Consider the following 21,142-nt stretch of genomic DNA (forward strand, 5'->3'; position numbering starts at 1 on the left):
CCAGCCCCCTCAGAGGATGAGGCGCATCCGATAGCGCTCGATGACGACGCCGTCGCGCTCGACCCGTTCGACACCCGTCGATTCGAATCCACGCGCCTCGAAAAACGCCCTGGCCGCGCGGCTCGCCTCCGTGTACAGGCAAGTGGTACCGGCGCGCCGCGCACTCGCTTCGAGTTCATCGCAGATCGCGGACGCCCAGCCGTGCCGGCCGGAATCCGGGTCGGTGTAGAGCATCGCGATCCGGTCCTCGGGGTCCAGCTGACCGAAGGCGACCGGTGTCCGGTCGGCGCGTTCCGCCACCCGCGTGACGCCGCGGGCGAACCGAGCGCCGAATGCGGTTTCCTCGTCGGCGGCCGTGGCCCACGCGGCAAGGGCCTCGGGCCGGTAGATGCCCGCCGCCGTCGAGTGGATCGCGGCGCGGAACATCCGCGCGAGTGCCGGTGCGTCAACTGCCCGGTATGCGCGGATCCGGCTCACAGGCCGCGGCCGCCATCGACCGCGAGGATCTGGCCGGTTACGAAGGGCGCGTCGCCGACGAGGTAACGCAGGGCGGCGGCGATATCATCGGGATCGCCCTGGCGGGCGAGCGGGGTCGCCGCGAGCACGGCTGCGCGGGTCCCGGGATCGTCGCCCCCGGGGCCTTCCGGCCACAGGATGGACCCCGGCGCGATCGCGTTGACCCGGACCTCGGGGGCAAGGTCCCGCGCCAGTGTCCGCGTCAGCATGATCAGCCCCGCCTTCGCCGCGCAGTAGACGGGGTGGTCGGCCAGGGGCCGCTGACCATGGATATCGGCCATATTGACGATGCAGCCGCCCGTCTCGCGCAGCGCCGGTGCGGCGGCCTGTGCGACGAAGGTGGGCGCGCGCAGGTTGCTGCCGATCAGATCATCGAACGCGGCGGCGGTGATCGTGCCCACCGGGGTCGGATAAAAAGTCGAGGCGTTGTTCACGACGATGTCCAGACGCCCATGCGTGGCCCGGGCCGCCTCGACCACCTGTTCGCAGGCATCGGGATCGAGCAGGTCACCGGTCACCACGGCCGCGGAGCCGGGACGTTCGGCGTCGAGCGCCGCCGCGAGTTCATCGGCCGCCTCGCGGGACCGGCGGCAGTGGATCACGACGTCGGCGCCGGCCGTATGGAGCGCCCGTACCAGGCGCGCGCCGATGCGGCGCGCGCCGCCCGTGATCAGTGCCGTTTGGCCCGCGAGCGCGGCCCCGTTATTCTGCGCCATCCCGTACTCCTCCGTTCCTGGCTGCCCGCCACATGCCGGTTTCGAGGCACGACCATACTGCCTGCGGGTACAGTCACACCATGGGAAAACGATGATGTCTTCGCGTGATGCCGACGAAGGGATGCCGACGCCTTCGGCCGCGGCACAGCAACACAGCGCACGCCTTGCGGAAGTCATCCGCACCGAGATCGAGGGCGCTGGCGGGAACATCCCGTTCCGGCGTTACATGGAACTCGCGCTCTATGCGCCCGGCCTCGGCTACTACGCCGCCGCCGGGAGCGATCAGCTGACCGAGGCCGCCGATTTCATCACCGCGCCGACCGTGTCGCCGCTGTTCGCACGTTGCCTGGCGCGCCAATGCGCCGAAGTCCTCGCGGAGCTCGGCGGCGGCGATGTGTTCGAGCCGGGTGCGGGCAGCGGCGTGCTCGCCGCCGAGATCCTCGCCGAGCTGGACCGCCTCGCGGCGCTGCCCGGTCGCTACCGGATCCTGGAGCCGAGTCCCGCGCTGCAGCAGGCCCAGTACGAAACGATCCGGCAGCGGGTGCCGGCCCTTACGGACCGCGTCGAGTGGCTGCAGGCGTGGCCCGAGCCGTTCGAGGGCGTGGTGATCGCCAACGAACTGCTCGATGCGCTGCCGGTCGAGGGCTTCCGGATCGGTGAACGCGGACCGGAGCAGCGCTGCACGGTCGTGAACGATTCCGGCTTCGCCGACAGCTGGCGTCCCGCACCCGGCGAACTGGCGCAATCGATCGCGCGCGTCGAGGCCGATCTGGGCCGCCCGTTGCCGCACGGCTATGTCTCCGAGATCCAGACCGCCTATGGCGGCTGGTTCGACGGGCTGGCGGGCAGTGTCCAGCGGGGCGCCGTACTGCTCGTCGATTACGGCTACGTCCGCAGTGAGTACTATCTGCCCGAACGGCACATGGGCACGCTCGTGTGCACCCGCGCGCATCGGGCGCACGACGATCCCTACGACTGGCCCGGGCTCGACGATATCACCGCCTTCGTCGATTTCACGGCCGTGACCGAGGCCGCCACGGCGGCCGGTTTCGAACTGGAGGGATTCACGCCCCAGGCCCAGTTCCTGTTCGCCACGGGCCTCGAATCCGTCGCCGAAAGCGCGCTCGCGTCCGAAGACGACCGCGAACGCATGCTGGCCTCGCAGGCCATCAAACGGCTCACCCTGCCCGGCGAGATGGGCGAGAAATTCAACGTCATCGGCTTCTCGAAGGGCCTCGACCACACCCTGACCGGCTTCTCGCAGCGCGACCTCTCGCGGCGGTTGTGAAGGTGGGTTGGGGTTCTCGCCAGGGCGCGAAGGGCACAAAGGGGCGCGAAGAAAAGGCGAGATCACGCAGAGCCGCGGAGCGCGCAAAGGGCCAAGGGCCAAGGGCCAAGGGCCAAGGGCCAAGGGCCAAGGGCCAAGGGCCAAGGGCCAAGGGCCAAGGGCCAAGGGCCAAGGGCCAAGGGCCAAGGGCCAAGGGCCAAGGGCCAAGGGCCAAGGGCCAAGGGCCAAGGAGCAGCTGGTGTAGGTCGGACTTCCAGTCCGACGCGTCGAAGGCTCCGCCCTGTCGGACTGGAAGTCCGACCCACACCCGCTTGAGGCCGCGTGCCTGCAGAAAACATCCCGCGTTATTCCCTGCCTTTCTCAGCGAACTCCGCGGCTCTGCGTGATATCGCCTTTGTCGTTTTTTGTCATTCCTTTGCGCTCCTTTGCGTCCTTTGCGCCTTGGCGAGAACCGCTATTGCACGGCATCCAGAAGCGCCACCAATCACCGTGTGATGCACGGATCCAACCGGCTATACTGCGCCCGGGATCAACAACGACAGGATGTCACCATGGCGATCACGGACTGGCCCGCGGCCGAGCGTCCGCGGGAGAAAATGCTGGCACGCGGTTCCGCCGCGCTCTCCGATGCCGAACTCCTTGCGATCTTCCTGCGCACCGGCAGAGCCGGGCGCACGGCGATCGATCTGGCGCGTGAACTGCTGGAGGCCTTCGGCGGTCTGCGACCGCTGCTGGCGGCGGACCGCCTGAGCTTCTGCGAGCGGCCTGGCCTGGGGGACGCCAAGTACGCCCAGCTGCAGGCGACGCTCGAGATGGGCCGGCGTCATCTCGACGAGGAGCTGCTGCGCGGCGAGGCGCTCACCTCCACAGCGGCGACCCGGCGCTACCTGGCCGCGCGACTGCGTGATCGGCCGTACGAGGTGTTCGCCTGCCTGTTCCTCGACAACCGTCATCGCGTCATCGCCTTCGAGGAACTCTTCCGCGGCACGATCGATGGCGCGAGCGTCTATCCGCGCGAGGTGGTCAAGGCCGCGCTGGGCCACAACGCCGCGGCCGTGATCCTGACGCACAATCATCCCTCCGGCGTGGCCGAGCCGAGCGGCGCCGACCGACGCCTTACCGAGCGGCTGCGCGATGCACTTGGCCTCGTGGACATACGGATTCTCGATCACCTGATCATCGGTGACGGCGAGCCCGTTTCCTTTGCCGAACGTGGATTGATCTGACCGCTGATCCGACCTTGTGTACCGCGTGCCCCGCCTTTAATCGATCTTATCGATAAGGAAAATTGATCGAAAAAGCAGAAAAACCAATCGATCAATGATTGTGGCCATGTACAGAGTCCGCTAGCCTGGAAATAATGCAAAGCACAACCCGATGTGGTCGTCCGTCAACCGCGGTCGTGATTCGCGCGGCCGGTACCGGGGGACTGAAAGCAAGGGAGTGTCGAATGATTTCTGCGAAAAGTGGAACGTCCGTCTGGACGGCCCTGTTGGTCGCGCTGACTCTGGCCTTTGCGGCTACCGCCGCGGAGGCCCGACGCGTCGTCATGTGCACGGTCCCGTGGGCCCCGTTCTACGATCCGGGGCTCGAGGACGACGGGTTCATCAGCGAGATTTCGAGGGCGGCCTTCAGGGCCGCCGGGCATGAGGCGAAACTCGAGTTCATGCCCTGGGCGCGAGCCATGCTCGAGGTCCGTCAGGGTGACCGGCATGTGCTGATGGGCGCGTATTACACCGACGAGCGCGCCGAAACCTACATTGCCAGTGATCGCATCTACACGACCAGCGTTGGCCTGGTCGCCCTGAAGGATCTGGACGTCAACTCGTACGGAGAACTGCGGGATCTGTCGGAGTACACCATCGGTTATGGACGAGGCTGGGCGACCACGGACGAGTTCGATAATGCCGACTACCTCGATAAGGAGGCCGCCGACAACAACGTACTGAACGTCCGCAAGCTGTACGCGGGGCGTATCGACATGATCGCGATGAATTTCGACCGCTTCAGTCAGATCGCCGCGGACGAAGGCTTCGATCCGGACCAGGCGGTATTTCTCGATCCACCGCTGCAATCCAGTGGCCTGTATCTTATGGCCTCGCGCGCGATCGAGAATCCGGAGACCCTGATCGAGGAATTCAACGAAGGCCTTGAAGCCATCCGCGAGAACGGGCGCTACGACGAGATTATCGAACGCTTCGGCGTCGAGGGATCCTGACACCTGCCGCCTGACCGACGGCCCATCGCCGGGCTTCCACCGATGGTCGCTCCATAGCGGTATACTGGCGCAACCGACCCGCCGTCTGGAGGCGCTTTGGATTCCGTCGAGCACGCCGATACCTTCGCGGCCCTGGATCTCGGTTCGAACAGTTTCCATCTCGTGATCGCGCGGCGGGAATCGAACGGCTCACTCGTCGTGGTCGACCGCCTGCGCGAGATGGTTCGGCTGGCGGCGGGGCTGGACGCGGACAATCACCTGTCCGCGGATGCGCGCGAACGGGCGCTCGACTGTCTGGCGAAGATCGGCGAGCGCCTGCGCGAGATACCCGCGCGCAACGTGCGGGTGGTAGGAACGAATACGCTGCGCAAGGCGCGCGACAGCGGCGATTTCATCCGGGCGGCCGAGGCGGCGCTGAACCATCGCATCGAGATCGTCTCAGGCATGGAAGAGGCGCGCCTGATCTACCTGGGCGTCTCGCACAGCCTCGCTCAGGATGGCCGGCGTCTGGTGATCGATATCGGCGGCGGTTCCACCGAGTTCATTGTCGGCGAAGGCCTGGAACCGCTGCACAAAGCCAGTCTGCATATCGGCTGTGTTGGCCACAGCCATGCCTGGTTCGCCGACGGAAAATTGACGCGCAAGGCCTTCGATCGTTCGGAGATGGCCGCGCGGATCGAGATCGAGCCGATCGAGAGTCGCTTCCGCGACCTCGCCTGGGAGGCGGCACTCGGGGCCTCGGGGACCATCAAGGCGGTCGCGACGACCCTCAAAGAGTCGGGCTGGACGGATGGCACGATCACCCGTGACGGCCTGGAGGGGTTGCGCAAATCGATGCTCAAGGCCGGCTCGATCGACCGGCTCGAACTCCCCGGCGTCAAGCCGGAACGTCACCCGGTCTTCCCCGGTGGGGTGGCCATCCTCCGGGCCGCGATGGAGTCACTGGGCATCGAAGAGATGCGCGTGGCCGACGGCGCGATGCGTGAAGGCATCCTCGTCGACCTGCCCGGGCGCCTCGACCATGTGGATCCGCGCGCGGCCAGCGTCGAACGCCTGGCCGCGCGTTTTCATGCCGATCCCGCCCAGGCCGAGCGCGTCCTCGCGGTGGCGGCCGAACTCTTCGATCAGGCCCGCGGCGCGTGGGCGCTCGACGATGAAGCCGGATGGTTGCTCCAGTGGGCCGCGCGCTTGCACGAGATCGGGCTCGATATCGCGCATTCCTCCTGCCACAAGCATGCCGCCTACATCGCCGCGAACACGGATCTCGCCGGTTTTGCACGCGCCGAGCAGCTGCAGCTCGCCACGCTGATTCGTGCGTGGCGGCGCAAGTTTCCCGTCGGCCAGTTCGCCGCCTTCGGCGAGGAGGACGGCGAGCGTCTGGCGCGCCTGGCGGTCCTGTTGCGCATCGCCGCGGTGCTCCATCGCGGCCGCCGCGCGACACCGCTGCCGCCGATCGGTATCGAGGTCGACGGCACGGACGTCCACCTGCGCTTCCCGCCGGGCTGGCTCGCCGAGCATCCACTGACGCGCGCCGATCTCGCTGAAGAGGCCGGACTGCTGAAGAATGGTGGCTTTACGCTCGATTGGGATAATGGGGATTGATGCAGACTGATAAGCGGTATCCCGCCGAGATGCCGGGTGGTCAGTGAACATAAAGAAAATTCGGCCTCACGCAGAGCCGCGGAGCGCACAGAGAAAGAAGAAGGAAGAAGCTGCAGGGCGGATTTTCAGGTGTAGGTCGGACTTCCAGTCCGACAGAACGGAGGCGTTGACGTGTCGGACTGGAAGTCCGACCTACACTCGCGTAAGGCTTGGTGCTATGCCCTGTCGTTCTCCGCGCGCTCCGCGGCTCTGCGTGAGACAGACTTTTTCGACGTCGCCCGGCCGCCCGGGACGCGTTCAAATGGAATTCGCCTACGGGTTCTGCAGGCTCTCGGCGGCTTCGGCCAGCAGGGCCTGCTGGACGCCGTAGGGTTCTTCGCCGGCGGCCGGGACGGCGCGTTCATAGCGGCCGTCCGAGGCCAGCAGCCATGCCTGGGTGTTGTCCGCGAGGTAGGATTCCAGTTCCCGCACCAGGCGTTCACGGATGCGCCGGTTCTCGATCGGGAAGCAGGTCTCGACCCGGCGGAAGAAGTTGCGTTCCATCCAGTCGGCGCTGGAGAGCCAGACCTGCGGTTGGCCGCCATTATCGAAATAGTAGACGCGGGTGTGTTCCAGGAACCGGCCGACGATCGAACGCACCCGGATGTTCTCCGAGATGCCTTCGACCCCGGGACGCAGGCAGCACATTCCGCGCACGATCAGATCGATCGACACGCCGGCGGCGGCCGCCTCATACAGCGCGGTGATGATCTTCGGCTCCACCAGCGCGTTCAGCTTGGCGATGATGCGCGCGGATTCGCCCGCGACCGCCCGGTCGCGCTCGGCGGCGATCCGATCCAGGAGGCCCGACTGCAGCGTGAACGGCGCGTGCAGCAGCCGGTTCATCTCCGGTACCCGGCCCAGGCTGGTGAGCTGCAGGAACATGTTGTGCACGTCCTGGCCGAGGGCCCGGTTCGAGGAGAGCAGGCCGTAATCGGTATACGCGCGGGCCGTTTTCGTGTGGTAGTTGCCGGTGCCGAGATGGATGTAGTTGCGCAGTCCGCGTTTCTCGCGGCGCACGACGAGGATCATCTTGGCGTGGGTCTTGTAGCCGACGATGCCGTAGACGACATGCGCGCCGGCCTCCTGCAGGCGGTTGGCGAGCGTGATGTTCTCCTGCTCGTCGAAGCGCGCCCGCAGTTCGACCACGACCGTGACCTCCTTGCCGGCCTTCGCGGCCGCCACGAGCTGATCCACGACGGGCGAGTCCGGACCGGTACGGTACAGGGTCTGTTTGACCGCCAGCACCTTCGAATCGGCCGCTGCCTGGCGCAGGAAGTCCAGTACCGGCGTGAATGAGTCGAACGGGTGGTGCAGCAGGACGTCCCGCCGGGCGATCGTGTCGAAGATGCTGGCGTTCGGGTGCATGCCGGTCGGCACCGACTGCTGGAACGGCGGGTACTTCAGGTCCGCACGGTCGACCAGGTCGTACACCGCGAGCAGGCGGTTGAGATTGACCGGCCCGTTGACCTGGTACAGCGAGTCCCGCCCCAGCTCGAACTTGCGCAGCAGGAAGTCCGCCATGTCGTCCGGGCAGTTGTCGGCGATCTCCAGGCGCACGCCGTCGCCGTAGCGCCGCGAGGCGAGCTCGCCTTCCAGCGCCAGCAGCAGATCGTCCACCTCTTCCTCATCGACGAACAGGTCGGAGTTGCGCGTCACGCGGAACTGGTAGCACCCGCGCACGCGCATGCCGGGGAAGAGCTGCTCGACGAAGGTGTGGATGACGGAGGTCAGGAAGACGAAGTCGTGGCAGCCGTTGCCCTCCTCGCCGGGCGGCAGCTGGATGACGCGGGGCAGGGCGCGGGGCGCCTGCACGATGGCGGTGCCGCCGCTGCGCCCGAAGGCGTCCTTCCCCCGCAGCGAAACGATGAAATTCAGCGACTTGTTCAGGATGCGCGGGAACGGGTGCGCCGGGTCGAGTCCCATTGGGCTGATCACCGGCAGCAGTTCGTTCTCGAAATAATTGCGCAGCCACCGCTCCTGATCTTCGGTCCACTCGCTGCGGCGGACGAAGCGAATACCCTCGTCGGCGAGCTGCGGGATCAGGATGTCGTTGAGCACCCGATACTGCTCGTCGACCAGCTCATGGGCGCGCTCGCCGATCGCCGCGAGGACCTCCGTTGGCTGCATCTGGTCGGCGCCGACCTGGATCGCGCCGACTTCGGCCTTCTGCATCAGCCCGGCGACCCGGATCTCGAAGAATTCGTCGAGGTTGGTGCTGGAGATACACAGGAACCGAAGCCGCTCGAGCAGCGGGTTGGTCGTGTCCTTGGCCTGTTCCAGCACCCGGTGATTGAACTCGAGCAGACTCAGTTCACGATTGATAAAGAGAGCGGGGTCCTGGGGATCCCACTCGGTCGCGGGTGGCTGTTCAATGCGGGCGGGGGCCTCTCCCATCGGGGAACTCCTGTGGCGTACGCCACCAGTATAGCGCGCGCGAGATGGACGTTTTATGACAATGGCATTGCTGGTGGGCCGGGCGGGCAGTTCGCTCAGAGAGTAACCGAACTCCCCGCATGGCCCGCCAGGTGGCGCTGCAGCGCCTCCAGCAGCCGGTCGACGTGCGCCTCCTCATGGGCTGCCGAAAGCGTGACGCGCAGGCGGGCGGTGTTCGGGGGCACCGTGGGCGGGCGGATCGCGGTGACCAGCAGCCCCTCGGCCAGCAGGGCCTCGGATACCGCCAGTGCGCGTTCGGCCGAGCCGACGATGAGGGGCTGAATCGGCGTGCGCGAGTCGATCGGCTCGGCGTCGAGCTCGGCGATTCCGGCGCGGAAACGATCGATCAGACCGGTCAGCCGCGCCCGGCGGTCGTCCGCCGCCTCGACGATGCGGAGACTTTCGAGCGTCGCCGCGGCGACGGCCGGCGGGGTTGCCGTGGTGTAGATATACGTGCGCGCGGACTGGATCAGCGTCTCGATCAGGTCGTTGTCGCCGGCCACGAAGGCGCCCGCCGTGCCGAAGGCCTTGCCGAGGGTGCCCACCAGCACCGGGACCTCGGCCGCCGACAGGCCGGCCGCGGCCACGCTGCCGCGCCCACCTTCACCGAGCACGCCGATCCCGTGGGCGTCGTCGACCGCCAGGCGGGCATCGTGACGCCCGCAGACGCCCGCGAGGTCGCGCAACGGGGCGATGTCGCCGTCCATGCTGAACACGCCGTCGGTGAGGACCAGTTTTTCCTCGGACTCCACGCGTGCGAGCCGCCGGTCGAGATCGGCGGCATCGTTATGGCGGTAGCGCTGGAAGCCGACATGCGGCCGGTACCCGGCGTCGATCAGGGAGGCGTGGTTCAGGCGGTCCTCGAAGGCGCAGTCCCCGCGCGCCAGCAGCGCCGTGCCGACGCCCAGATTCGCCATGTAACCGGTCGAGAACAGCAGGGCGCGCTCGCGGCCGGTGAAGGCCGCCAGGGCGTCCTCGAGTTCGTGATGCGGCCGTGCATGGCCGTTGACCAGATGGGCCGCGCCGCTGCCCGCGCCCCACTGCCGGGCGGCTTCGGCCAGCGCATTGGCGATCCGCTCGTCGCCGGCGAGGCCGAGGTAGTTGTTGCTGCAGAAGGTGATGACGCGTTCGCCGTCCAGGACCATTTCCGGGCCCTGGGCGGACTCTGCAACCCGTCGGGCCCGGTACAGGCGGTCTTCCCGGCGCTTGTCGAGAGCGGGTTTGAGGTCACGCATGGTGGTTTTGGTCAGCGTGGCCGGGCGGCTGTCCAGGGCGCTGACACGGGCATTGATACGGGCGTAGGTCGGGCTTTAGCCCGACACACGGTGTCGGCGTGAACAGCCTTTCTACCGCCCCCACGGCGGTATCGTTTCCGGCTCGTGCCGGCTGGCGATGTGGTTCGGGTTTCGCCCGCTGGCCGCGGGCGACTTCCTTTCTTTTGCACGAAAAGAAAGGAAGCAAAGAAAGCGTGCCCTGGCTGGCGCGCCCCGCTGCGATCGGCCGGGAATCCTGATTGCTTCGGGAAGACCGTGATGCCTCACCGCTCGGCCATGCCGCACCAGTAACCGGGCCGATCACAGCGGGGTGCCCCTGTGCTTCTCGCGACAGCCGGGGCGCGCAGACGGCACGTCCGTGTGCCGACTGCGCGGACTCGCCGTCCTGGCGAGTCCCGCTTCGCGGCCTGGTCCGGCGCTCGCTGCGATGCTCGGCGCGCCAGACGGGGGAGGGGAAACCGGTGGCCGATTCCTGTGGGGACTGCGTGATCCGCGTGGGGCCTTGTTGATGTGGTATCGGCCTCGGACGCCGGGGATGTTCATCGCGAGCAAGCTCGCTCCTGCATGAATCCTGCCACCGCGGTGCAAATTCTCCTGTAGGAGCGAGCTTGCTCGCGATGGCGCCGTTCCCACGGGTGCTCACGCCATGATGCCCACCGGGCCTGCGATGTGCCGGGATTCTGCGCCTCTCCTTGCTTGCATCCCGACCTGTGCGGTCCTTCCTTTGCCGTCTTCGCGCCTTTGCGTCGCTCCGCGCGCTCTGCGTGAAAAACGTCGAGCCCGGATCAACCACATCCACTGACAATGGCCCCTGGAGCGCCGTCCTCAGGACGCCGGCTCGGCTTCGGCCGTCGCGGCCGGGCACGATGGCCCATCGGCGCGTTCACGCTCGACCGTCTCGGCCTCGATCCCCAGGCGCGCGAACAGGGCCTGGTCGTGTTCCGTTTCCGGGTTCTCGGTGGTCAGCAGCTGCTCGCCATAGAAGATCGAGTTGGCGCCGGCGAAGAAACACATCGCCTGGGTCTCATCTGACATCTCGTTGCGCCCCGCGGACAGGCGCACGTACGACTGCGGCATCATGATCCGCGCGATGGCGATGGTGCGGACGAATTCGAGCGGATCGAGGCGCTCGACCCCGTAGAGCGGCGTGCCCGGGACCTGCACCAGCATGTTGATCGGCACCGAGCCGGGATGGACTTCCTGGTTGGCCAGTTCCACCAGCAGGCCCGCGCGGTCGTTCTGGTCCTCGCCCATGCCGACGATGCCGCCGCAGCACACGTTCACGCCGGCGTCGCGCACGTTCTTCAGCGTCTGCTGGCGGTCGGCGTAGCTGCGGGTGGAGATCACGCGTTCGTAGTACTCGGGCGAACTGTCGAGATTGTGGTTGTAGTAGTCGAGGCCGGCCTCGGCGAGGCGTTTGGCCTGTTCCTCGCGCAGCATGCCGAGCGTGACGCAGGTCTCCATGCCGAGATCGCGCACCGCCTGGATCATCTCGATCACGCGCTCGAGATTGCGGTCGGTCGGGTTGCGCCAGGCGGCGCCCATGCAGAAACGTGTCGCGCCCTGATCCTTCGCCGCCCGCGCCGCTTCGACGACCTCCTCGACCGGCAGCAGACGCTCGCGCTCCAGCCCGGTGTTGTGATGGACGCTCTGCGGGCAGTAGGCGCAATCCTCCGGGCATGCGCCCGTTTTTACCGACAGCAGCGTGGAGATCTGCACGCGGTTGGGATCGAAATGCTGGCGGTGGACGCTCTGCGCCTCGAACAGCAGATCGTTGAGCGGGCGCGCATAGAGCGCCTCGACTTCCTCGCGGGTCCAGTCGTGACGGAGGGCGGCCGGTTCGGACATGCGTGACTCCATGGATGCTTGATCGGGATGGTTGCGGAGGAGGCGCTTGCCCCGCCGGGGGCCGGCCGCAACAATACGTGTAATGATTGAGGGCGGCCCCGTCACTGTCAACCTCGGGGCCAAGTCAGGGGTTGACCATGTCATGGATGACACGCTGGTTCCCGCCGCGCTGCCTGCTGTGCGGTAATCGGGGATGGCGCGGCCGGGCGCTCTGCCCCGGATGCGATGCGGACCTGCCACGGATCGTGGCGGCATGCCGGCGCTGCGGCGAGGCGCTGCCGGCGACGGCGTCCGGACTACCCGATCTGACCGTCTGCGGCGCCTGTCTGTGGCGTCCACCGCCGTTCACGGCCATCGAGGTCCCGTTCGCTTATGCGGCCCCCATCGACTGGTGTGTACGCCGTCTGAAATTCCACCGGGATCTCGCCGCCGGGCGCCTGCTCGGGGAACTGCTCGCGGATAACATCGCCCAGGCCCCGCCGCCCGTGAGTGCGGTGGTGCCGGTCCCCCTGCACGGCGGGCGGCTGCTGGAGCGCGGATTCAATCAGGCCGTGGAGATCGCGCGGCCGGTCGCGCGGGCGCTGGCGGTGCCGCTGGTCGCCGATGGTCTGTGCCGCGCCCGGGCCACCCCGGCCCAGATGGATCTGCCGGCCGATCGACGTCGCGCGAATGTCCGTGGCGTGTTCGCGCCGGGGCATGAGCCGGTGACCGGCACCGTGCTGCTCGTCGATGACGTGGTGACGACCGCGAGCACCGTGCGCGAAGCCAGCCGGACACTGCTCCGCGCCGGCGCCGACGGCGTCCGGGTGCTGGCGGTGGCCCGGGCGTAACGGGCCACTGGGCGCTCAGGCGAAGGTGTAGACGTAGGCCGGCCTTGCGCGGTCCGCTGCGCTGGCTACCAGCCGGGGCGATTTACCGCGCAATGCCGGCATTCGCCTGACGGCGACGGAGACACCCCTTCAGGCGGCGCTGACGGCGTAGTCCAGGACGATGCCCAGCAGAACCGCAAACCCGACCCACGCGTTGTTCAGGAACGCGCGGAAGCAGTGCGCCGGCACGCGGTCGTGCATGATGAACTGCTGATACCCGAACAGCGCGACCGCGACCACCACGCCTGCAGAATAGAAGCCGCCGAGCTCGAACCGCAGGCCGATCATGGCGAGGCCGACCGCGGTCAGGAGTTGCAGCACGCCGACCATATGGCGGTCGTAGTCGCCGAACAGGATGGCCGTCGATTTCACGCCGATTTTCAGATCCTCGGGCTTGTCCGCCATCGCATAGATCGTGTCGTACATCACCGTCCAGAGCAGATTGACGGTAAACACCAGCCAGGCAATCGGCGGCACGCTGCCGGTCTGGGCGGCGAAGGCCATGGGGACCGCCCACGAGAAGGCGGCGCCGAGGAATACCTGGGGCAGGTGGGTGAAGCGTTTGGAGAACGGATAGATCGCGGCCAGGATCGCCGCCCCGAACGCGAGGTAGATTGTCAGGCGGTTCAGCGTCAGCACCAGTGCGAATGCGATCAGCAGCAGAACCGCGGCCAGCGCGGGCGCCTCCCAGCTGCGGATCGCGCCGGTCGCCAGCGGTCGGCCCGAGGTTCGCTGCACGTGCGCGTCGATGCCGCGGTCGGCGAAATCGTTGATCGCACAGCCGGCCGCCCGGGTCAGGAACGTACCGAGGACGAAGACGAACAGCACGTAGAGGTCGGGTACGCCCTCCGCCGCCAGCCAAAGCGCCCAGAGGGTCGGCCAGAGCAGCAGATAGGTGCCGATCGGCCGATCGATACGGGTGAGCAATGCGTACTGGCGCAGGCGTTCGAGCATCGGCCCGAACGTCGGGTGTTGACCGAATTCCGCGAGTCGCGCGCGCAATGCCATGGTTCACCTTCACCTCCGGGAGCGGGGCGTCAGTCTAGCAGGGGCGGGCAGGGCGGCGGACCGGGGTGCCGGGGATTCTCTCGAGCGTCAGGGCGAACGATCGGTCGTGCGGATTGCATCGCGAGCTTGCTCGCGATCGTGACCGCATTGCGGGTCGGTGACGCACGGTAATCGGTATGCCCCCGCCGCACCACTGTCACCGAACGCCACTTGGAGGTACCCTCTCGGGCTCGCCCGGAGGGGTCGATCCCGGGCGCCTCGCACCTGCAATCCGGCCTCGGAGACACGCATGACCGAACACTACGATCTGCTCGTCATCGGCGGTGGCAGCGGCGGTCTGGCGACCGCGCGGCGGGCCGCCCAGCACGGCGCTCGCACGGCTGTGGTCGAGTTCGACTGCCTCGGCGGCACCTGCGTCAATCGCGGCTGCGTGCCGAAGAAGGTGATGTGGTATGCCGCCTCCCTCGCACACGGGTTGGGTGATGCGGCCGAGTACGGTTTCGATATCGATGTCCGCAGTCACGACTGGTCCGCGCTGGTCGAGAAGCGGGCGACCTACATCGAACGCCTCAACGGCATTTACGCGAGCAATCTCGACAAGGATGGCGTCACGCATATCCGTGGCCGCGCCCGCTTCGTCGATCGTCGGACCGTGGAGGTCAATGGTTCGCGTTACGACGCCGATCGTATAGTCATCGCCGTCGGCGGTGAGCCGGTCGTCCCGGACATCCCGGGGGCCGATCTCGGTATCACCTCGGATGGTTTCTTCGAGCTTACCGAATGCCCGCGACGCGTCGCCGTGATCGGTGCCGGGTATATCGCCGTCGAACTCGCCGGCATGCTGCGCGCGCTTGGCGCCGAGACCCATCTGGTCCTGCGCCGGGATGCCGCGCTGCGCTCCTTCGATGCCGATCTCGGCAGCGCGCTGATGGAAACGCTCGCGGAGGACGGCATCGAGATCCACAAGCGGATGCCGCCGAAATCGATCGAGCGCGAGGGCGATGGCCTGCGCCTGCAGGGCGACGATGCGAGCATCGCGGGACTGGACGAGGTCATTTGGGCCGTGGGCCGGCGCCCGCGGACGGCGAATCTGGGTCTCGAGCATACAGGCGTGGAACTCGCCGATAACGGCACCATCCCGGTCGACGACTGGCAGGACACGAACATCGACGGCATCCATGCGCTCGGTGATGTCTGTGGGCGCTTCGAGTTGACCCCGGTCGCCATCGCCGCCGGCCGCAAACTCGCCGATCGCCTGTACGGTGGCCAGCCCGAGGCCCGGCTCGAATACGAAAACATCCCCACGGTGGTGTTCACGCACCCGCCGATCGGCACGGTCGGGATGACCGAGGCCGAGGCCGGCGAGGCGCACGGCGAAGAGAACCTGCGCATCTACCGCACGCGGTTCACGCCGATGTACCACGCGCTCACCGCGCACAAGACGCCGGCCGTCATGAAACTCGTCTGTGTCGGCGCGGAGGAACGCGTGGTCGGCTGCCACATCTTCGGGCACGGCGCCGACGAGATGATGCAGGGCTTCGCCGTCGCCGTGCGCATGGGCGCCACCAAGGCGGACTTCGATGCCACCGTGGCCATCCACCCGACCAGCAGCGAGGAGCTCGTCACGCTCAAATGAGCGGTCGTGATCACCCCATGACGCTACGCACCTTCGAAGACATCGACCCGTTCATCGCCGACGACGCGTATGTCGACCCCGACGCGACCGTCATCGGCGATGTCACGATCGGCGCGCAGAGTTCGGTCTGGCCGCAGTGTGTGCTGCGCGGCGACGTCAACATCATCCGCATCGGTGAACGCACGAACATCCAGGACGGCACAATCGTCCACGTTGCGCACGACGGCGAATTCAGCCCGGGTGGCCATGCCACCACCATCGGCGACGATGTCACCGTCGGCCACCGCGCCATCGTCCACGCCTGCACGATCGAGGACCGCGTCCTGGTCGGCATGGGCGCGATCATCATGGACGGCGCTGTCGTGCGCAATGACGTCATCATCGGCGCCGGCGCCCTGGTGCCGCCGGGGAAAGAACTCGAATCCGGCTGGCTCTACGTCGGCACCCCGGCCAAGGCCCACCGCGAACTCACCGAGGATGAATACCGCCTCCTGAAATACTCCGCCAACCACTACACCGAAGTGGCCGCGCGCCACGCTGGCGAAGGGAAGAACCACGAATGAAAGACCGGAACCACGAATGAACACGAATGCACACGAATGCTGCCGCAGGGCCCGGTGAGGTATCAGGAGCTTCGCTGAAAGCGCGAGGGCACTGACGTGGGGTTCGAGCACCACAGATAAACACAGATAAGATCAAAAGCAGGGCGGTCGATTGAGTTCACGCAACAGCGATTTCCAGCCGATCGCTTCTGACTTTCATCTGTGTTCATCTGTGGTTCTTTATCCGGGGATCCCGTTCCCACCGCTGTCAGCGAAGCTCCATAGCGCGTAATGCCCCTCAAGCCCCATTCGTGTGCATTCGTGTTCATTCGTGGTTCCCGTCTTTCACGCGCCGGCGTAACCGCTCCACACCCCGGTACCACTCGGTCAGGACGTCGAGGCTGAAGGCGGCGTTGGCCGGGCTGGGATTGGGGGTGACGAAGACATGGATGCCGTCGAGCGTTTCGGGCTGTTCGCCGAGTTCGATGGCGTCGGGTTTCACGCCGTGGCCGTAGCGCAGGTAGCTCTGGTAGACGCCCTTGCCGTTGAACCAGGCGATGCGTGGCCGGTACCGGTTCAGGTGTCCGTCGAGCACGGGGGCCCACTCGCGGAAGTCCCTCGCCTTGAGATCTCCGGCACCGGGCGTCGGTTTCTTCACCACGTCGGTGAAACCGATCCGTTCGTGATCCAGCAGCCAGCGGAAGCCGTCCGCGTCCGGCGTGAAGTCTTCCGGCACGAGGCCGGCGCCGCGCATCGCCGGCCAGAAGCGGTTGCGCGGGTTGCCGTAATAGCACTGGCGCGCGATCGAGGCCGGTGAGGGATTCTGGCCGATGACGACGAGGTCCAGAGCGTGGTCGAGGTAATCGGGGAGTGTCTCCATCAGCCTGCCTTGTCACGTCGGGAGGATCATCGCAGCATCGTACGGCAATGAACGATCACGATGCAGGCTCATCCGGGCTCGACCGCGAGGCGTGGGACGAGTTGCGCACGCGGCTGGCGCGTTCGCGTTTTCGCAGCCGGTTCCGGCTGAACGAACGCGACGCGGCGTATGCGGCCGACCGGGGGATCCCGACGCTGCGCACCCACGCGTACGAGTTCGTCGGTGCCCGTCTCGCCCCGGCGGCGCCGAAGAACGACGGCCGTCAGACCCCCATGCGTGGGCACCCGGTCTTCGTCGCCCAGCACGCGACCGCGACCTGTTGCCGGGGCTGCCTGCGCAAATGGCATGGCATCCCGGCGGGGCGGGCGCTCACGGAAGACGAGATCCGTTATACGGTGGACGTCATAGCGGCGTGGCTGGGTGCGCCCCCGGCTGGCGACGGAACGGGCGCCACGGACTGAACTGCCGTCACTCCCCGCCCAGGCGGGCGCCTTCCGTGAAATCCGCGGGCACTTCGAAACGCTCGGCCGGGATGTCGGCCGTTTCGATCTCGCGAACCGTCCAGTTCGAGCCGTCAACGCTGCGCTCGATACGCACCGGGAAGGCGTTGGTCTGTCCGAGCGTCGCCTGCAGCACGCGGGCGTCGAACGGTGCCGTGCCGCTGCCGAGCAGGTTGCGCATGCGCGCGAGGAAATCGAACAGGGCCCGCAGCGTAGCGGTGGTCGTTTCGGTCAGCCCGAGCTCGCTTACGCGGCTGATGCACAGGCGATGCGTGTCTTCCCCGGCCTCCGTTGCGCTGGCCTGTTCACAGTCGAAACCGTTGATCCGCGTGCGCTCGCCGCCCCTCTCGATCCGGATCGCGGCGGGGCCATCGACCCGCGGCAGGCGTTCGAGCCGCCGTTGCAGGCGTTGCCGGTCCTCGCCTTCGGTTTCCTCGATCCTGCGCCGCATGCGCTCCCGCTGCTCAGTGACCCGCTTCTCGAGCGCGTCCAGGCGTTCGACGGTGATCACGTTGTACTGGCTCGCCGGGCGGTTCAGCAGCACGAGCCGCCCGCGCCCCGCATCGAACAGCATGGCGGGTGCGCCCGCCCGGGCCGGCTCGATCCGCACCCGTTCGTCGGCGACCGTCAACGTCTGTGGTCCGTTCACGGAGCTCGTGCTCTCGACCACCAGGCCGGCGTGCGCGGCACCGGCGGGCAGCAGGGCGAGGAGCATCAGGGCGGCGAGGTTATGGCGTCGCATCGCGGTTCCCGTGGTCCATGCGTGTTTCGTGCCGGCACACTGTTTCGGCCATACGGAGGCGCCCACGCCCCGTTTACAGGGTCCGAGGGTGCTGACGGTAGAAGGCGCACAACTGCGTGTAGACGCGTGGATACGCATCGCGCACACGGTCCGGCGTCAACAGGAACACCTCGCTCACGACGGCGAAGAACTCGGCCGGGTCGGTGGCCGCGTACTCGTCGAACGGCAGTGGCTCATCGTGCTCGAACCGCGCGCGGAAATCGTCGTACGCCCGGGTGAAAACGGTCGTCCATTCGCCGCGTTCCATGTCGGCGTGCAGCGGTGGCATGCCATTGGCGCTGCCATTCACCATATCCAGTTTATGCGCGAACTCATGGATCACGACATTCGCGTCCTCGTCGGTGTCCGTCCAGGACAGGATCACCGGTCCGTCCGGCCAGGCCTCACCCGAGCGCGCCTCCTCCACCTCGTGGACGACGCCGCTGTCATCGGTGTAGCGATCGTGGACGAAGAAGTCGCCCGGGTAGACGATGACCGAGCGCCAGCCGCGGTACCACTCGAGACCGAGGCCGAGGATCGGGATGCAGGCCTGCAACGCGATCAGGCGGCGCGTGTCGTCGCCGATTTCCAGCCCGCCGGCCGCCTCGATCGATTTCTCGTGGAGGAACAGGACCACCAGTTCGCGCAGCCGGCCGCGCGTGTGCGGGTCGTATCGCGCGACGGCCGGGACCCGCTGGATCAACATCTCCCAGTCGCGGTCGCTGAGGCCATCGCGGCGCAGGATACGGTTCCGCCGCCAGTTCCGGTACCATCCCATCAAATCGAATCCCCCGTTCGCGGAGCGTCACTATACCGTCCGCACACCGCAGGGCGAATCCATCAGGCGGCCGCATGGCGGCCGGAGGCCATGACGCATGGTCGTACGCACGCTGTATTCCATCGTATTGTTACTGGCACTGGCCGGCTGCGCGAGTGCGCCCCTGGCGACCGAGGGCGTCGATGCCGAGTTGCGCCCGGCGGCCGTGAGAGAGGATCCCGAAGCGACCACGGGCCGCACCGTGCTCTGGGGTGGCGTGATCGCGGATGCCCGCAATCTGCCCGAACGCACGCGCCTGGAGATCGTGGCGTATCCGGTATCGGAACGCACGCAGAGGCCCGACACCGACGCGGCGTCGCTGGGGCGTTTCCGGGCCTATGTCGACGGGTACCTCGAGACCGCCGTCTACGGTGCCGGTCGGCGCTTCACCGTGCGTGGCCGTGTCCAGGGCACGGAAACGGGCCGGATCGACGAGGCCGAGTATACGTTTCCGGTGGTCGAGGCCGAGGCATTCGAACTCTGGCCCGAGCAGACCCGCCGCGAACGCGGCTCCGGGGTGAACTTCGGCTTCGGGATCATCCTGAGCAACTGAGCGGCCGGTGGACCCGGACGGTCGCAGGCCGGCGTGGCGCGGCATTGCGTCCGGGCCCGCCGGGCCCCACATCATCCTTGCTAAGCTTCCATGAAGTATTGTGAGGTCTCAGCGCGTGCCCGGGCCGCCGTGACAAGGCACGAGGAGGGAGTGTGGCGCTACCACATGACCGACGAGTAACGCCGGCACGGCGGCCCGGGCACGCGCCCGCAGGGAGCCATTGCGCTGCCGGCTGGCGGCGTTGCGCTCGCTCAACGTGCCGGCAGCACGCTTTCGCTCGCGCGCCTTGCCAGCCAACAGCGCAATGGCTCTGAGGCCTGACAATACTTCATGGAAGCTTAGTAACACACCCATTCCGGAGTGCAACCCATGGCGAAAACCCCATCGACGATGGTCGAACTCGGCACCCCCGCGCCCGACTTCACGCTGCTGGAACCGGCCACGTTCCGCATGGTTTCGCGCAGCGATTATGAGGGTCAGCCGCTGCTCGTCGCGTTCATCTGCAATCACTGCCCGTTCGTACTGCATATCAAGGACGTGTTCGCCACGTTCGCGCACGAATATCAGGAGCGTGGCCTGGCCGTCGTCGCGATCAACTCGAACGACGTGACCAAATACAGTGAGGATCATCCCGAGAAAATGACGGAACTCGTGAAGAAGACGGGGTTCACTTTCCCCTATCTCTATGACGAAACGCAGGAGGTCGCCCGGGCCTACGGAGCGGCCTGCACCCCGGATTTCTTCCTCTACAACGCCGACCACGAACTCGTGTATCGGGGGCGCTTCGATGGCGCGACGCCGGGGAACGATGAGCCGGTCACCGGGGCCGATCTGCGGGGGGCGGTCGATGCGATTCTCGAGGATACGCCGATGCCGCAGGAACAGTTGCCCAGCATGGGCTGCAACATCAAGTGGAAGCCGGGGAACGAGCCGGATTACGCGGGCTGAGGGTGTTCCCGGCCCGTTATTGCAACGGCCCACGCTCACCCGTGTGCATCGGCAGGTAACCGCTTCAGGGGACTCGAGCGGCGGGCCGCTCGACCCTCGGGACCGGCGCGGATGACACGGTGGCGGACCCGAACGGTTCCGCCACCGTGTGACTACGAGGCCGTCAGCCCTGCTGGCGGTGGGTCTTCTCGAGCTGTTCGCGGCGTGTCTTCGCCTCCGCGGACAGAGTCGCGGTCGGTCGCGCCAGCAGGCGGGGGATGCCGATCGGCTCCCCGGTGTCCTCACAATAGCCGTACTCGCCTTCGTCGATCCGCTGCAGGGTCTCGTCGATCTTTTTCAGCAGCTTACCCTCACGCTCGCTGATACGCAGGCTCAGCCACCGCTCTTCCTCGGCCGACGCACGGTCGAGTTCGTCCGGTTCGTTTTCACCGGTCGACAATTCGCCTCGGGCGCGTTCGATATCGGCCTCGATTTCCGCGCGCTGGGCCAGCAGCACCCGTCGGAAGTATTCCAGTTGGCGCTCGTCCATGTATTCCTCTTCCGACGAGTTGAGGAGTTCTTCCTCGGTCGGGAGATCGGTGGTATCGCCTTTGGATTCAGCAGTGTTGCTCATGATGCATTCCGTATGGATGGCGTCGCGGGCGGGGCTTGCAACCCGCCCCGGCTATCGA

General features: G+C 67.0%; 20 protein-coding genes. 10 read left to right on the forward strand and 10 right to left on the reverse strand.

Going from position 1 to position 21,142, the window contains the following annotated elements:
• Nucleotides 1-9: 9 nt before the first annotated feature.
• The gene (locus A0W70_RS11385) at nucleotides 10-477 is read right to left on the reverse strand and encodes a GNAT family N-acetyltransferase (RefSeq protein WP_070989267.1); all 468 of its coding nucleotides are present in this window, start codon (nucleotides 475-477) and stop codon (nucleotides 10-12) included.
• Nucleotides 474-1,232 carry a pteridine reductase gene (locus A0W70_RS11390; RefSeq protein WP_070989268.1) on the reverse strand — a complete coding sequence of 253 codons (759 nt, stop codon included), beginning with the start codon at nucleotides 1,230-1,232 and terminating at the stop codon, nucleotides 474-476. The genes A0W70_RS11385 and A0W70_RS11390 overlap by 4 nt, the downstream gene beginning before the upstream one ends.
• 94 nt (nucleotides 1,233-1,326) lie before the next feature.
• On the opposite strand from A0W70_RS11390, the gene A0W70_RS11395 reads away from it, so the two are divergent.
• From A0W70_RS11395 to A0W70_RS11410, 4 genes are all read left to right on the forward strand, one after another.
• The gene (locus tag A0W70_RS11395; RefSeq protein WP_070989382.1) at nucleotides 1,327-2,520 is read left to right on the forward strand and encodes a class I SAM-dependent methyltransferase; all 1,194 of its coding nucleotides are present in this window, start codon (nucleotides 1,327-1,329) and stop codon (nucleotides 2,518-2,520) included.
• A 551-nt stretch (nucleotides 2,521-3,071) separates the two neighbouring features.
• Nucleotides 3,072-3,746: a RadC family protein gene (gene radC, locus A0W70_RS11400; protein ID WP_070989269.1), complete on the forward strand. Its 675-nt coding sequence runs from the start codon at nucleotides 3,072-3,074 to the stop codon at nucleotides 3,744-3,746.
• A gap of 224 nt (nucleotides 3,747-3,970) precedes the next feature.
• Nucleotides 3,971-4,738 (forward strand): substrate-binding periplasmic protein, encoded by a 768-nt coding sequence (locus A0W70_RS11405; protein ID WP_175443110.1) that lies wholly within the window; start codon nucleotides 3,971-3,973, stop codon nucleotides 4,736-4,738.
• Nucleotides 4,739-4,834: 96 nt separating this feature from the next.
• Nucleotides 4,835-6,340 (forward strand): Ppx/GppA phosphatase family protein, encoded by a 1,506-nt coding sequence (locus tag A0W70_RS11410; RefSeq protein WP_070989270.1) that lies wholly within the window; start codon nucleotides 4,835-4,837, stop codon nucleotides 6,338-6,340.
• A 312-nt stretch (nucleotides 6,341-6,652) separates the two neighbouring features.
• Here the strand turns inward: A0W70_RS11410 and ppk1 are convergent, their stop codons facing one another.
• From ppk1 to bioB, 3 genes are all read right to left on the reverse strand, one after another.
• Entirely contained in the window at nucleotides 6,653-8,776 is a 2,124-nt protein-coding gene (ppk1, locus tag A0W70_RS11415) for a polyphosphate kinase 1 (protein WP_070989271.1), read from the reverse strand.
• Nucleotides 8,777-8,871: 95 nt separating this feature from the next.
• Entirely contained in the window at nucleotides 8,872-10,050 is a 1,179-nt protein-coding gene (bioF, locus tag A0W70_RS11420) for an 8-amino-7-oxononanoate synthase (RefSeq protein WP_070989272.1), read from the reverse strand.
• Nucleotides 10,051-10,914: 864 nt separating this feature from the next.
• A complete protein-coding gene (bioB, locus tag A0W70_RS11425) occupies nucleotides 10,915-11,937 on the reverse strand; it encodes a biotin synthase BioB (protein WP_070989384.1) in 1,023 nt (340 codons plus the stop codon).
• A gap of 137 nt (nucleotides 11,938-12,074) precedes the next feature.
• Here bioB and A0W70_RS11430 point away from each other — a divergent pair, with 137 nt between their 5' ends.
• Nucleotides 12,075-12,767 (forward strand): ComF family protein, encoded by a 693-nt coding sequence (locus tag A0W70_RS11430; RefSeq protein ID WP_070989273.1) that lies wholly within the window; start codon nucleotides 12,075-12,077, stop codon nucleotides 12,765-12,767.
• Between the two features lie 129 nt (nucleotides 12,768-12,896).
• On the opposite strand, the gene ubiA is transcribed toward A0W70_RS11430, so the two are convergent.
• Complete coding sequence (gene ubiA / locus A0W70_RS11435) at nucleotides 12,897-13,814, reverse strand: 4-hydroxybenzoate octaprenyltransferase (RefSeq protein ID WP_083330970.1); 918 nt, start codon at nucleotides 13,812-13,814, stop codon at nucleotides 12,897-12,899.
• Nucleotides 13,815-14,103: 289 nt separating this feature from the next.
• On the opposite strand from ubiA, the gene gorA reads away from it, so the two are divergent.
• Both gorA and A0W70_RS11445 read left to right on the forward strand, forming a co-directional pair.
• Nucleotides 14,104-15,450, forward strand: coding sequence for a glutathione-disulfide reductase (gene gorA / locus A0W70_RS11440; RefSeq protein ID WP_070989274.1), 1,347 nt, complete (start codon nucleotides 14,104-14,106; stop codon nucleotides 15,448-15,450).
• Nucleotides 15,451-15,467: 17 nt separating this feature from the next.
• Nucleotides 15,468-16,013 (forward strand): gamma carbonic anhydrase family protein, encoded by a 546-nt coding sequence (locus tag A0W70_RS11445; protein ID WP_070989275.1) that lies wholly within the window; start codon nucleotides 15,468-15,470, stop codon nucleotides 16,011-16,013.
• Nucleotides 16,014-16,317: 304 nt separating this feature from the next.
• Here A0W70_RS11445 and A0W70_RS11450 read toward each other — a convergent pair whose 3' ends face one another.
• Nucleotides 16,318-16,872 (reverse strand): mismatch-specific DNA-glycosylase, encoded by a 555-nt coding sequence (locus A0W70_RS11450; protein ID WP_070989276.1) that lies wholly within the window; start codon nucleotides 16,870-16,872, stop codon nucleotides 16,318-16,320.
• Between the two features lie 47 nt (nucleotides 16,873-16,919).
• Here A0W70_RS11450 and A0W70_RS11455 point away from each other — a divergent pair, with 47 nt between their 5' ends.
• The gene (locus A0W70_RS11455) at nucleotides 16,920-17,333 is read left to right on the forward strand and encodes a DUF4186 domain-containing protein (RefSeq protein WP_070989277.1); all 414 of its coding nucleotides are present in this window, start codon (nucleotides 16,920-16,922) and stop codon (nucleotides 17,331-17,333) included.
• 7 nt (nucleotides 17,334-17,340) lie between these two features.
• Here the strand turns inward: A0W70_RS11455 and A0W70_RS11460 are convergent, their stop codons facing one another.
• Together A0W70_RS11460 and A0W70_RS11465 are read right to left on the reverse strand one after the other, a co-directional pair.
• Entirely contained in the window at nucleotides 17,341-18,114 is a 774-nt protein-coding gene (locus tag A0W70_RS11460; protein WP_070989278.1) for a DUF4412 domain-containing protein, read from the reverse strand.
• A 73-nt stretch (nucleotides 18,115-18,187) separates the two neighbouring features.
• Entirely contained in the window at nucleotides 18,188-18,931 is a 744-nt protein-coding gene (locus A0W70_RS11465; protein WP_070989279.1) for a M90 family metallopeptidase, read from the reverse strand.
• Nucleotides 18,932-19,028: 97 nt separating this feature from the next.
• On the opposite strand from A0W70_RS11465, the gene A0W70_RS11470 reads away from it, so the two are divergent.
• A complete protein-coding gene (locus A0W70_RS11470; protein ID WP_070989280.1) occupies nucleotides 19,029-19,523 on the forward strand; it encodes a Slp family lipoprotein in 495 nt (164 codons plus the stop codon).
• Nucleotides 19,524-19,892: 369 nt separating this feature from the next.
• On the forward strand, nucleotides 19,893-20,471 hold the full coding sequence (locus A0W70_RS11475; protein ID WP_070989281.1) for a thioredoxin family protein: 579 nt from the start codon (nucleotides 19,893-19,895) through the stop codon (nucleotides 20,469-20,471).
• A 163-nt stretch (nucleotides 20,472-20,634) separates the two neighbouring features.
• On the opposite strand, the gene dksA is transcribed toward A0W70_RS11475, so the two are convergent.
• Nucleotides 20,635-21,084 carry an RNA polymerase-binding protein DksA gene (gene dksA, locus A0W70_RS11480; protein ID WP_070989282.1) on the reverse strand — a complete coding sequence of 150 codons (450 nt, stop codon included), beginning with the start codon at nucleotides 21,082-21,084 and terminating at the stop codon, nucleotides 20,635-20,637.
• Nucleotides 21,085-21,142: the final 58 nt, after the last annotated feature.

The sequence above is a fragment of the Halofilum ochraceum genome (assembly GCF_001614315.2).
Taxonomy (GTDB): Bacteria; Pseudomonadota; Gammaproteobacteria; order XJ16; family Halofilaceae; genus Halofilum; species Halofilum ochraceum.

Coding starts and splice junctions, on each gene's coding strand:
- A0W70_RS11390 (WP_070989268.1), bottom strand. CDS start 1,232: ATGGCGCAGAATAACGGGGCCGCGCTCGCGGGCCAAACGGCACTGATC.
- A0W70_RS11395 (WP_070989382.1), top strand. CDS start 1,327: ATGTCTTCGCGTGATGCCGACGAAGGGATGCCGACGCCTTCGGCCGCG.
- radC (WP_070989269.1), top strand. CDS start 3,072: ATGGCGATCACGGACTGGCCCGCGGCCGAGCGTCCGCGGGAGAAAATG.
- A0W70_RS11405 (WP_175443110.1), top strand. CDS start 3,971: ATGATTTCTGCGAAAAGTGGAACGTCCGTCTGGACGGCCCTGTTGGTC.
- ppk1 (WP_070989271.1), bottom strand. CDS start 8,776: ATGGGAGAGGCCCCCGCCCGCATTGAACAGCCACCCGCGACCGAGTGG.
- bioF (WP_070989272.1), bottom strand. CDS start 10,050: ATGCGTGACCTCAAACCCGCTCTCGACAAGCGCCGGGAAGACCGCCTG.
- bioB (WP_070989384.1), bottom strand. CDS start 11,937: ATGTCCGAACCGGCCGCCCTCCGTCACGACTGGACCCGCGAGGAAGTC.
- A0W70_RS11430 (WP_070989273.1), top strand. CDS start 12,075: ATGTCATGGATGACACGCTGGTTCCCGCCGCGCTGCCTGCTGTGCGGT.
- ubiA (WP_083330970.1), bottom strand. CDS start 13,814: ATGGCATTGCGCGCGCGACTCGCGGAATTCGGTCAACACCCGACGTTC.
- gorA (WP_070989274.1), top strand. CDS start 14,104: ATGACCGAACACTACGATCTGCTCGTCATCGGCGGTGGCAGCGGCGGT.
- A0W70_RS11445 (WP_070989275.1), top strand. CDS start 15,468: ATGACGCTACGCACCTTCGAAGACATCGACCCGTTCATCGCCGACGAC.
- A0W70_RS11450 (WP_070989276.1), bottom strand. CDS start 16,872: ATGGAGACACTCCCCGATTACCTCGACCACGCTCTGGACCTCGTCGTC.
- A0W70_RS11455 (WP_070989277.1), top strand. CDS start 16,920: ATGAACGATCACGATGCAGGCTCATCCGGGCTCGACCGCGAGGCGTGG.
- A0W70_RS11460 (WP_070989278.1), bottom strand. CDS start 18,114: ATGCGACGCCATAACCTCGCCGCCCTGATGCTCCTCGCCCTGCTGCCC.
- A0W70_RS11465 (WP_070989279.1), bottom strand. CDS start 18,931: ATGGGATGGTACCGGAACTGGCGGCGGAACCGTATCCTGCGCCGCGAT.
- A0W70_RS11470 (WP_070989280.1), top strand. CDS start 19,029: ATGGTCGTACGCACGCTGTATTCCATCGTATTGTTACTGGCACTGGCC.
- A0W70_RS11475 (WP_070989281.1), top strand. CDS start 19,893: ATGGCGAAAACCCCATCGACGATGGTCGAACTCGGCACCCCCGCGCCC.
- dksA (WP_070989282.1), bottom strand. CDS start 21,084: ATGAGCAACACTGCTGAATCCAAAGGCGATACCACCGATCTCCCGACC.